The organism is Kribbella sp. C-35 (genome assembly GCF_046549195.1).
Classification (GTDB): Bacteria; Actinomycetota; Actinomycetes; order Propionibacteriales; family Kribbellaceae; genus Kribbella.
This window is the reverse complement of sequence record NZ_JAJPWG010000002.1, coordinates 522514-533913: the sequence shown is the minus strand read 5'-3', so window position 1 is coordinate 533913 and position 11400 is coordinate 522514. Positions and strand designations below refer to the sequence as shown.

11 protein-coding genes and 1 pseudogene are annotated in these 11400 nt (G+C 68.5%); 11 read left to right on the top strand and 1 reads right to left on the bottom strand.

Annotated features, from left to right (window positions below; all coding sequences use genetic code 11):
• The 11 genes and pseudogenes from ftsW to ACLJOO_RS15070 all read left to right on the top strand — a co-directional run bounded on the left by ftsW (window position 1) and on the right by ACLJOO_RS15070 (window position 10766).
• Entirely contained in the window at window positions 1-1251 is a 1251-nt protein-coding gene (gene ftsW / locus ACLJOO_RS15120; RefSeq protein ID WP_410787724.1) for a putative lipid II flippase FtsW, read from the top strand.
• Between the two features lie 33 nt (window positions 1252-1284).
• On the top strand, window positions 1285-2373 hold the full coding sequence (murG, locus tag ACLJOO_RS15115; RefSeq protein WP_410787723.1) for an undecaprenyldiphospho-muramoylpentapeptide beta-N-acetylglucosaminyltransferase: 1089 nt from the start codon (window positions 1285-1287) through the stop codon (window positions 2371-2373).
• Entirely contained in the window at window positions 2370-3842 is a 1473-nt protein-coding gene (murC, locus tag ACLJOO_RS15110) for a UDP-N-acetylmuramate--L-alanine ligase (protein WP_410787722.1), read from the top strand. The genes murG and murC overlap by 4 nt, the downstream gene beginning before the upstream one ends.
• Window positions 3843-3860: 18 nt before the next feature.
• Window positions 3861-4601, top strand: a complete 741-nt coding sequence (locus ACLJOO_RS15105) for a cell division protein FtsQ/DivIB (RefSeq protein ID WP_410787720.1) — start codon at window positions 3861-3863, stop codon at window positions 4599-4601.
• A gap of 158 nt (window positions 4602-4759) precedes the next feature.
• A pseudogene (gene ftsZ / locus ACLJOO_RS15100) lies at window positions 4760-6001 on the top strand (cell division protein FtsZ); the annotation flags it as partial.
• Between the two features lie 330 nt (window positions 6002-6331).
• Window positions 6332-7309, top strand: a complete 978-nt coding sequence (locus ACLJOO_RS15095; protein WP_410787719.1) for a S41 family peptidase — start codon at window positions 6332-6334, stop codon at window positions 7307-7309.
• Window positions 7310-7464: 155 nt separating this feature from the next.
• Complete coding sequence (pgeF, locus tag ACLJOO_RS15090; protein ID WP_410787718.1) at window positions 7465-8193, top strand: peptidoglycan editing factor PgeF; 729 nt, start codon at window positions 7465-7467, stop codon at window positions 8191-8193.
• The gene (locus ACLJOO_RS15085) at window positions 8190-8903 is read left to right on the top strand and encodes a YggS family pyridoxal phosphate-dependent enzyme (protein WP_410787717.1); all 714 of its coding nucleotides are present in this window, start codon (window positions 8190-8192) and stop codon (window positions 8901-8903) included. The genes pgeF and ACLJOO_RS15085 overlap by 4 nt, the downstream gene beginning before the upstream one ends.
• Before the next feature lie 70 nt (window positions 8904-8973).
• Window positions 8974-9537, top strand: coding sequence for a cell division protein SepF (locus ACLJOO_RS15080; RefSeq protein WP_410787716.1), 564 nt, complete (start codon window positions 8974-8976; stop codon window positions 9535-9537).
• Window positions 9538-9575: 38 nt separating this feature from the next.
• The gene (locus tag ACLJOO_RS15075) at window positions 9576-9881 is read left to right on the top strand and encodes a YggT family protein (RefSeq protein WP_410787715.1); all 306 of its coding nucleotides are present in this window, start codon (window positions 9576-9578) and stop codon (window positions 9879-9881) included.
• A 135-nt stretch (window positions 9882-10016) separates the two neighbouring features.
• Window positions 10017-10766: a DivIVA domain-containing protein gene (locus tag ACLJOO_RS15070; RefSeq protein ID WP_410787714.1), complete on the top strand. Its 750-nt coding sequence runs from the start codon at window positions 10017-10019 to the stop codon at window positions 10764-10766.
• A 112-nt stretch (window positions 10767-10878) separates the two neighbouring features.
• On the opposite strand, the gene ACLJOO_RS15065 is transcribed toward ACLJOO_RS15070, so the two are convergent.
• A complete protein-coding gene (locus ACLJOO_RS15065) occupies window positions 10879-11367 on the bottom strand; it encodes a pyridoxamine 5'-phosphate oxidase family protein (protein ID WP_410787713.1) in 489 nt (162 codons plus the stop codon).
• Window positions 11368-11400: the final 33 nt, after the last annotated feature.

Genomic DNA, 11400 nt, shown 5'->3' with positions numbered 1-11400 from the left:
GTGACGTCGATCGCAGATCAGCCGGACCAGAAGAAGCAGACCAGCGAACGTGCGTGGATCGCCGCCATCAAGGACGTGCTCGACCGGCCGCTGACGTCGTACCACATCGTGCTCGGCGCGACCGGCCTGCTGCTGGTGCTCGGCCTGATGATGGTGCTGTCGGCATCCAGCGTGCTGTCGCTGCGCGTCAACGGGAACAGCTACACGATCTTCATCCGGCAGCTGATCTGGGTCGGCGTCGGTCTGCCGATGGCGTACGTCGCCTCGCGGATGACGCCGCGGCACTTCCGGATGCTCGCGTACGTCGCGCTGCTCGGCTCGATGTTCCTGCTGGTGCTGACCTACATTCCGGGCCTCGGCGTCGGCGTCAACGGCAACACCAACTGGCTGAACCTCGGCGGACCGCTGCAGATCCAGCCGAGCGAGTTCGCCAAGCTGGCGATGGTGATGTGGTGCGCGGATCTCTATGCGCGCAAGGAGAAGCTGCTCACCCAGTGGAAGCATCTGCTGGTCCCGATGGTGCCGGTCTGCGGTCTGGTGATCGCGCTGGTGGTCGGGCAGCACGACCTCGGTACGGCGCTGGTGCTGATGGCCGTGATGATCGGCATGATCTGGATCGTCGGCGCGCCGACCCGGCTGTTCGTCGCGACCATCGCGGTCGTCGGCGCGGTCGCGACGTACTTCGTGAACGCGGAGAAGTACCGGCTGGACCGGGTGACGTCGTTCCTGGACCCGTTCGCCAACCCGACCACGGTCGGCTGGCAGGCGTACCACTCGTTCTACGCACTCTCGACCGGCGGCTGGTGGGGCGTCGGGATCGGCAACAGCCGGCAGAAGTGGAGCAACCTGCCGGAGGCGCACACCGACTTCATCTTCTCGGTGATCGGTGAGGAACTCGGCCTGGTCGGGTCGCTCACCGTGCTTGCTCTGTTCCTCACGCTGGCCTACGCCGGGGTGCGGATCGCGACCCGGAACACCGAGCCGTTCGTCCGCTATGCGGCGGCGGGGATCACCATCTGGATCATGGCGCAGACGCTGGTCAACCTCGGCGCCGTGATCGGACTGCTACCCATCGTGGGTATCCCGCTCCCGCTTTTGTCGTACGGTGGTTCCGCACTGCTGCCGACGCTGATCGCGATCGGCATGCTGCTGTCCTTCGCGAAGGCCGAGCCCGGCGCGCAGGCCGCCCTGAAAGAGACTCGGCGTCCTCGTTTCGGCTGGTTGCCTTCGCGGCGTACTGCGTACAAGTGAAGTACAAATGAAACCGCGGGAGCGTTGGAAGCCTTGCCCAGCATCGTTCTGGCCGGCGGCGGTAGCGCCGGCCACACCTCACCCCTGATCGCCACCGCAGACGCCCTGCGCCGGATCGACCCGACGATCGAGATCATCGCGCTCGGGACCGAGCGCGGTCTCGAGACCCGCGTGATCCCCGAGGCCGGGTACCGGCTGGAGCTGATCCCGCCGGTGCCGCTGCCGCGCAAGCCCACGCCTGCCCTGTTCGCCGTTCCGGGGAAGATGCTGTCCTCGGTGAGCGCGGCCCGGAAGGTGCTGGACGAGGCGAAGGCGGACGTCCTGGTCGGCTTCGGCGGCTACGTCTCCACCCCGGCGTACGTCGCCGCCTGGCGGCGGAAGACCCCGATCGTGGTGCACGAGGGCAACGCGGTCCCGGGGATCGCGAACAAGTTCGCCGCGCGCTACTGCACGCAGCACGTGAAGACGTCGTTCCCGGGCACCGACCTGCCGCACGCCGAGTACGTCGGGCTGCCGATCCGGCGCGCGATCTCGACGCTGGACCGGGCTGCGCTGCGCGCCGAGGCCCGGCAGTTCTTCGGCCTCGACCCGGACGCGCCGACGCTGTTCGTGACCGGCGGCTCGCAGGGCGCCCAGCGGATCAACGAGTCGGTCTCGGGCGCCGCCGCGGACCTGCAGGCGGCCGGCATCCAGGTGCTGCACGCGATCGGCCCGAAGAACACCCTCGAGGTGCCGCAGACCGGTCCGCTGCCGTACGTCGTACTGAACTACGTCGACCGGATGGACCTCGCGTACGCCGCCGCCGACCTGGTGGTCTGCCGCTCGGGCGCGAACACGGTCACCGAGGTGTCCGGTGTTGGCCTGCCCGCGATCTACGTTCCGCTGCCGATCGGTAACGGTGAGCAGCGGCTGAACGCGAAGCCGGTTGTCGACGTGGGTGGAGGTGTGCTGATCGACAACGCCGAGCTGACTCCTGACTGGGTGCGCGCGAACGTGCCGCAACTTCTGCTCGACCGCGAGCGTCTGACAGCCATGTCCACAGCTGCGACCGGTGTGATCCGGACCGACGCCGACGACCGATTGGCGCGGATCATCCTCGATGTGGTGAGGTCTGCCTCGTGATCGTCACCGCTCCTGACACGCTGCTACCGGCCGAGAAGCTGGGCAGGGTGCACTTCGTAGGCATCGGCGGCGCGGGGATGTCCGGGATCGCCCGGATCATGGCGTCGCGCGGGATCGAGGTGTCCGGGTCGGACGCCAAGGACGGCAAGGTGCTCGGCGCGCTCCGGGCGCTCGGCGCGACCTGCTGGGTCGGCCACGCCGGCGAGCACGTGAAGGACGCCGACACCGTGGTGGTGTCGACCGCGATCCGCGAGACCAACCCCGAGGTGGTCGCCGCCCGCGCCGCCGGGATCCCGATCCTGCCGCGGGCCGCCGCGCTCGCTTCGGTGATGGTCGGCCGCCGGACGCTGGCGGTCGCGGGCACGCACGGCAAGACCACGACCACGTCGATGCTGACCGTCGCGTTGCAGCACTGCGGCGCGGACCCGTCGTACGCGATCGGCGGCAACCTGAACGAGTCCGGGTCGAACGCCCACGACGGCACCGGCGACCTGTTCGTCGCCGAGGCGGACGAGTCCGACAAGTCGTTCCTGACCTACGCGCCCGAGGTGTCGATCGTCACGTCGGTCGAGCCGGACCACCTGGACAACTACGGCGACGAGGCCAGCTACCGGAAGGCGTTCGAGGAGTTCTGCGGCCGGGTCCTGCCCGGCGGGTTCATGGTGATCTGCCAGGACGATGCGGGCGCCCGCGCGCTGGCGTCGTACGCGCGGGACCGCGGGATCGACGTCCGGACGTACGGCGAGGCCGAGGACGCGGACCTGCGCGTCACCGAGATCACCGCGACCGGGGCGACGCAGTCGTTCGTGCCGGTGTACCGCGGACGCAAGCTGCCGGTCGTGAACCTGCAGCAGGCCGGTAAGCACAACGCGCTGAACGCGTCGGCGGCACTGACCGTCGGGCTCGGACTCGGGTTCTCCGCGGCCGACCTGGCCGAAGGGCTGGCGTCGTTCACCGGCACCGGCCGGCGGTTCGAGTTCAAGGGTCTCGAGGACGGCGTGCGGGTGTTCGACTCGTACGCGCACCACCCGACCGAGCTCGCCGTCGACCTGACCGCGGCACGCCAGGTGGCGGGGGAGGGGCGCGTGATCGCGTGCTTCCAGCCGCACCTGTTCAGCCGGACCCGGATCTTCGCCGCCGAGTTCTCCGAGGCGCTGGCGCTGGCCGACGAGGTCGTGGTGATGGACATCTTCGCGGCCCGCGAGGACCCGGAGCCCGGCGTCACCGGCGCCCTGATCGCGAACCACGTGCCGCTGAAGCCCGAGCAGGTGCGGTTCGAGCCGTCGTGGTCCGCCGTACCGCAGCTGGTCGCGGACCTCGCCCAGGAGGGCGACCTGGTGGTGACGCTGGGCGCGGGCGACGTGACCCTGATCGGCCCGGAAGTCGTTGGTTTGCTGGCCGAACGCGCCAGTGCTCGCGAATCGGCCCGCGAGCCTTCCGAGGCAATGCCGGTACCTGTGGTGGAGTAAACGGGTGGGGTTTGTTGAATGAGCCAGAGCGTCGATCTGGCTCGGGCACAGCAGAAGTTCGCGCGCCGGCAACGGCTGGTGCGGTGGCGGAGCTGGTTGCCCTGGGCCATCGGCGGCGGACTGGTCGTGCTGGCCGGTCTGGTCGTCTGGCTGTTCTACTTCTCCTCCGCGTTCGCGGTCTCCGGGGTCCGGATCAGCGGTGCCGACACGGTGCCGGTGGCAACGATCGAGCAGGTCGCGGCCGCGCCGACAGGTACGCCGCTGGCGAAGGTCGACCTGCGGTCGATCGCGGACCGGGTACGGACGATCCCGGCGGTGGCGGACGCGCAGGTGACGCGGGCGTGGCCGCGCAAGATCGTGATCGTCGTCACCGAACGGGTCCCGGTCGTGGTGGTGACCGACGGCTCGCGGTACGAGTTGGTGGACGCGACCGGTACGTCGTACCGCACGGTGCCGGACCGGCCGGCCGGACTGCCGGAGGCGAAGGTGACCGGGGTCCGGCGCGACGTCACGATCCACTCGGTGGTGACGGTGTCGGCGGCCCTTCCGGACACATTGCGGGCGCAGGTGGGGTCGATCTCGGCAGCGTCGCCGGACTCGATCACGCTCAACCTCAGCTCCGGCGTCAAGGTCGTTTGGGGTAGTTCCGATGACAGCGAGCGCAAGGCCGAGGTACTCAGCGTGCTGATGAAGCGGCAGGCGAAGGTGTACGACGTCTCGGCGCCCGATCTCCCTGTCACCAAAGGCGAAAAGCGGTGACCGGTCACATCTGGGACGTGCGGCGAGGCGCGTGGATTTTGGCTGGAAGCGTCCCGTATCGTGCGGCGTAATCTAAAGTTGACATAAGTCTAAGCATGTACTTGAGGTTCAGTCTTTTCGCTGGACAACGGGAAAGCAACGAGGCGAGAGGCGCGGACGTGGCGGCACCGCAGAACTACCTGGCACTCATCAAGGTCGTCGGCATCGGCGGCGGCGGCGTGAACGCCGTCAACCGGATGATCGAGCACGGTCTGAAGGGCGTGGAGTTCATCGCCATCAACACCGACGCGCAGGCGTTGCTGATGAGCGACGCGGACGTCAAGCTCGACATCGGCCGCGAGGAAACCCGCGGCCTGGGCGCCGGTGCGAACCCGGCGATCGGGCAGAAGGCCGCGGAGGACCACGCCGAGGAGATCGAGGAGGCGCTGAAGGGCGCCGACATGGTCTTCGTCACGGCCGGCGAGGGCGGCGGCACCGGCACCGGCGGCGCGCCCGTGGTGGCGCGGATCGCCCGGTCGCTGGGCGCGCTCACCATAGGTGTCGTCACGCGGCCGTTCTCCTTCGAGGGAAAGCGGCGCGCGACCCAGGCCGAGGACGGCATTGCCACCCTCCGCGAAGAAGTCGACACCCTGATCGTCATCCCGAACGACCGGCTGCTGACCATCTCCGACCGCGCCGTGTCCGTGCTGGACGCGTTCAAGCAGGCCGACCAGGTGCTGCTGCAGGGTGTTTCCGGTATCACCGACCTGATCACCACGCCCGGCCTGATCAACGTGGACTTCGCCGACGTCAAGGCGGTCATGTCGAACGCCGGCTCGGCGCTGATGGGTATCGGCTCGTCGCGCGGCGAGGACCGCGCGGTCGCGGCCGCCGAGGCGGCGATCTCGTCGCCGTTGCTGGAGGCAAGTATCGAGGGCGCGCACGGCGTCCTGCTCTCGATCGCCGGCGGGTCCGATCTCGGCCTGTTCGAGATCAACGAGGCGGCCCAGCTGGTCTCGGAGTCCGCGCACTCGGACGCGAACATCATCTTCGGCGCGGTCATCGACGACGCCCTCGGCGACGAGGTGCGGGTCACGGTGATCGCGGCCGGGTTCGACGGCGGGATGCCGAAACGCCGCGAACAGGCGATGAACCAGGCCCGCCCGCAGTCATCCCGCCCGTCGTCGCAGAACTACTCGGCCCCGATGTCCGGCGCCACGACCCCACCGCCGACCCAACAGGCCGGCCAGCCAGGTACGGCGCAGCCGCCCGCGCAGCCTGCTCCGCAGCAGCCCGCGCCGAACGCGCAGCCAACCCAACCTGCGCAGAGCAACCAGCCGCCTGCAGTACCGGGCCAGCAGCAGGCTCCGTCCCAGCCGGCACCGTCCCCCCAGGCGACCCCGACCGACAACACGGTGCCGGTGCCTGCGCCGACCGAGCCGCGGCCCGGTGCCGGGACGACGAACTCCGCGCGCCCGCAGGCGGGCGATGGCGTTCGCACGGTGCAGTCCGGCCAGCAGTCGGCCCAGCCGGCTCCGCACACCCCGGCCTCCCCGTCGACCCAGCACTCCTGGCCGACCCACGGCCCGAGCAGCGCCGGCGGTCAGTCGAGTCAACCCAGCCAGCAGGGTCAGCCGAGCCAGCCGGTCAAGCCGAAGAAGCCGGAGCCCGAGGAAGACCTCGACATCCCCGACTTCCTCAAGTAGGTAATTCGGGCGACGGCGGGTCGTGGCGGTGCTTCACTGGCCGCCATGCACAGAGACGAGATCGCGGCGGTCGTCGACCAGGTCGCCACGCTGGTTGAGACCCACTACGTGTTTCCCGAGGTCGGCAAGGTGGTGGCCGACCGGCTGACCGCCGCGGCGTCGGACGGCAGGTACGACGACTTGAGCGAGCCGGCCGAGCTGGCCGATCGAGTCACTGCCGATCTCCAGATGGGCAACGACGACAAGCACCTGCGCTTGCTCTACCACGTCGACGAACTGTTCGACGACGATGACGACCCGGTCGCCGAGGAAGCGGCCTGGGTACGACGGGTCGAGCTGACCGCGGCCGGAATGGCGCGAGCGGAGCGGTTGCCTGGCAATGTCGGCGTACTGGAAATTCGGCCGACGCTGTACGAGCCGAAGTACGCGGCCGTCGCGGCGGCCGGTGCGATGGCGATGCTGTGGGCGACCGACGCGTTGCTGCTGGACCTGCGCGGCTGCCGAGGCGGTTCGCCGGACATGGTCGCGTTGCTGTGCAGTTATCTGTTCGAGGACGCGCCAGTGCACCTGAACGACCTGGTGACACCGGCGGCCGGAACGGTCCGGCAGTACTGGACCGTTCCGCAACTGGTTGGCCCCCGGTTCGGTGGAACCAAGCCGATCTGGGTCCTGACCTCGTCGACCACCTTCTCGGCGGCCGAGGAGCTCACCTACAACCTCCAGCAACTCGGCCGTGCGGTTGTGGTCGGCGCGCGCACGCGGGGTGGCGCCCACCCGCGCGAAGGATTCACGGTCCACCCGCACCTCGAAGCCACCGTTCCGGTCGCACGGGCCGTCAATCCGGTCTCGGGAACGAACTGGGAGGGCACCGGGATCGCTCCCGATCTCGAGGTGGCCGCCGATGCGGCGTTCGCCGTTGCCTACGGCTGCGCGCTCGAGCATGTCGTTGGTCTGCCGGACGGCCCCGGCCGCCGCGAGGTCACTGAGGAAGCCCGCGCCGCGCTGGCCGGCATCCCCAACTAATCCCCGCCCCCGCCACCATGCACCCGGTTGCACGCGACTTTGAGAAGCCACCGACCACCTGGCGATCCGAAGAATGGTCGGTGGGTTCTCAAAGTGGGGTCAGGAGCTCGCGGCTTCGCTCCGGTCAGGAGTGTTGTGGCCGGTAGGCTCTGGGCGTGTTCGGGTATGACGAGGTTTTCGAGGACGTCCGCTTCGCCTTCACCGATCGGTACGGCGGCGCCAGTGGGCCGCCGTACGGCGAACTGAATCTGGGCAGCGCTTCGGGGCCGGATGTCGAGGGTGTCGTCGCCAACTTTCGGTTGATCGCGTCCGAGTTCGGGGTGCCCGTGGAGAACGTGGTGCGGGTCAGTCAGGTGCACGGCCGCGACGTGCACGTCGTACGGCCGGATGACGAACTGCCCACCCAGCCGATGCCTAAGGCCGACGGGCTGGTGACAACGCGATCCGATGTGGTGCTGGCGGTTCGGGCGGCCGACTGCCTGCCGGTGCTGCTGTCCGGCGACGGCGTGATCGGCGCAGCGCATTCCGGCCGCAAGGGCATGTACGTCGGCATCGTCCCGGCGACTGTCGACGCGATGCGGGAGCTCGGCGCGTCGACGATCACCGCCGTACTCGGACCGTATGCCTGCGGGAACTGCTACGAGGTCCCCGACGAGATGCGCGCCGAGGTCGCGGAGCGGGTGCCGGCGTCGTACTCCGAGACGAGCTGGGGGACGCCCGCGATCGATGTGGCCGCCGGGGTGAAGGCACAACTGGCCGAGCTCGGTGTCGAGGTCGTGGACGCGACGGCCTGCACGATCGAATCCGAGAACCTGTACTCGTACCGCCGCGAAGGTCCGGAGAGTGGGCGGATGGCCGGGCTGATCAAGCTGGTCACACCGTGAGCACACGCGAAGACGAGCTCCGGGCGAATCTGGAGCAGGTGCAGGAAAGGATCGAGAAGGCCTGTCAGGCGGCCGGGAGAGCCCGGGACGAGGTCACCCTCGTGGCGATCACCAAAACCTTCCCAGTCAGCGATGTACGGGCGCTCGCGGGCCTCGGGATCCAGGACGTCGGGGAGAACCGCGAGCAGGAGCTCAAGTCGAAGGCGCCGGAGTGCCCGGATCTCAGCTGGCACTTCGTCGGTCAGTTGCAGTCGAAGAAGTCCCGCTCGATCGCGCGGTACGCGTCGGCCGTGCACTCGGTCGACCGGTCGTCACTCGTCGAGGCGCTGTCCAAGGCCGCGGTCGCCGAGGAGAAGACGTTGCGCTGCCTGATCCAGGTGAGCCTCGCGGCGTACGGATCCACGGACGCGGCGACCGGTGCGAGCCGGGGCGGTGTCGCGCCGGCCGACGTACCGGATCTGGCCGCGGAGATCGCGGCGGCCGACGGCCTCGAACTCGGGGGAGTGATGGCCGTCGCGCCCCTCGGTTCGGACCCCGAGAAGGCCTTCGCAGGACTGCGTGAAGTAGCGTCTCGGCTACGCTCCGAACACCCTGGCGCGGACTGGATCTCGGCCGGGATGACCGGCGATCTGGAGGCCGCGATCAAGCACGGTGCGACACACGTGCGGCTCGGGCGTGCATTACTCGGTACGCGCTCTCTGCTGGGTTAGTGTCGACATCGAGCGGGTTTTGCTTCCTGCTCACTGTTGTCGTCGAACCGGATCGAGGTGCTGGAGGGCCATGAGCGGCGCACTGCGCAAGATGGGTGTGTACCTCGGCTTGGTCGAGGACGGGGAGCGCTACAACGCGCGGTACGACGACGAGTACGACGACTACGACGAGTACGAGGACGAAGCCGTCGACGGGGACTCCCACGAGACCGAGCCGGTACCTGCCGGCCGGGAGAGCCGCGAGCCTCGCACCGAGCCCCAGTTCCAGGGCCGCGAGGACCGTCAGGACAGCGGCGCCACGGTCAGCAAGTTCCCAGACCGGCGCGGAGTCGCGTCGTCCCCGGAGGTTACCGAGTTGGCCCGCATCACCACCGTGCACCCGCGCAGCTACAACGAGGCGCGCGTCATCGGTGAGCACTTCCGCGACGGTACGCCCGTCATCATGAACCTGACCGAGATGGACCACTCCGACGCCAAGCGGCTGGTGGACTTCGCGGCCGGCCTGATCTTCTGCTGCCGGGGCTCGATCGAGCGGATCACCACCAAGGTGTTCCTGGTCTGCCCGCCGAACGTGACGGTGGCCGCCGAGGAGAAGGAAAAGATCGCTGCGGACGGGTTCTACAACCAGAGCTGAGGCCGGCGCTTCCGCCGTCTTCTACACTCGTTGTCGACATGGATGCTCTAGCGCTCGTCCTCATCGTTCTGTACTGGGTACTGCTCGCCTTCTTCCTGGTGCTGGTGGCACGGTTCGTACTCAGTCTGATCGTCATGTTCGCTCCGCAGTGGCACCCCAAAGGGCCGCTGCTGCTGTTCTTCGAGCTGATCTACTCGGTCACGGACCCGTTCCTGAAGCCGCTGCGGCGGATCCTTCCCCCGATCGGGGCGGGCGGAATCCGGATCGATCTGTCGATGCTGATGCTGTTCGTCATGGTGTCGGTGGCGATGGCGATCAACTCGACGGCCCTTCGATCGTTGTAAGGGTGAGGACCGCGAAGACTGGGTAGGTAGAGCCCGGATTCCGTCATAAGACAACGAAGCGATAACGTGATCTACTGAGTCGCCAAGGCGAGGGCCACGGGGACTCCGCCAAGACACAGACAAACGAGGTGAAAGATGCCGCTGACGCCGGATGACGTCCGCTCGAAGCAGTTCACGCCCGTCCGACTACGGGAGGGCTACGACGTCACAGAGGTCGACTCCTTCCTCGACGAGGTGGAAGCCGAGCTCGAGCGACTTCTCGCCGAGAACGAGGAGCTGCGGGCCAAGCTCGCGGCGGCTCAGCGCGCTGGTGCTGACCAGCAGCGCCCGGTCGACCAGACCGCCGCGCTGCCGCCAGTCGTGCAGCAGCCGAAGCCCCCGGTCGTGGTCGAGAAGCCCGAGGAGAAGCTGCCGGTGGTGGCCGCTCCGACCGCGGCTGCGGCGGCCGGCACTGTCGGTGACGCCTCCAGCTCCGCGGTGCGGCTGCTGGAGATGGCCACCAAGCACTCCGACGACCTGGTCCAGGAGGCGAAGGACACCGCCGACAAGATCATCGGCGAGGCCCGCGCCAAGGCGGAGCGCCTGGAGAACGAGGCCCGCGGCAAGGCCGACCGGATGACCGGTGAGGCCCGCGCCCGCGCCGAGAAGCTCGACGGCGAGATCGCCGAGCGCCGCGCGCAGATGCTCGGCACGCTGGAGAAGCAGAAGGGTCAGCTCGAGCGCACGATCGACGACCTGCACGCTTACGAGCGTGAGTACCGCAGCCGCCTGAAGACGTACTTCACCGAGCAGCTGAAGGCGCTCGGCAACGGCGACGACACGCTCAGCCCGCGCAACGGCTTCCGGCCGGAGGCGCGTGCGCAGGCGCACGGTCACGGCGTCTAAAAAGACGTAGTCACTGTGTTTGTTTGTTGAAGGGGCGGTGCTTTCCGGCGGCACCGCCTCTTCGCCATGTCTGGATGTGTTTGACTGAGGGTCCTGTCCTGGTGACAGGTAGTCAGTTCCAGGCAGGGGCAACCTTCCGGCCGCTGAGGGTCTCGACATCAGCAAGCCGCAGCCGGTACGGCGTCAGCCGCAGGAGTGAGGGTGATTCCCCGGAAGGACCGTCGGGGAACACACTCCAGAAGTCGTAGCCGAGTGGTGCGGGAGCGTCCCGGTACAGCTCCCACACTCGTTGCCGGGTCGCGGCATCCGCAACCCACCCCGCCTCGCAATCCGCGACGGCCACCTCATGCCCGGGCTCCCAATAGCTGCAGCTCACGTACGGGCTGAACCCGAGGTGCCGCACCTTCACCGGGGTCGCCCTGGTGACGACCCACCCGACGAGCCCGCCGCCATCCCGCCGCGCCAGGCCGTCGGCCGCATCGGTCAGTTCCCAGATCGGGTGCAGGATTCTGCTTCTCGGCCGGTGGTCCGGCCCGACCGTCGCCACCGTGCACCAGACGATCCGGTGCGCTCTGTCCAGGAACTCCTTTTGCACAACCATGGTTGTAGATTAGCCGATGCACAACCCTGGTTG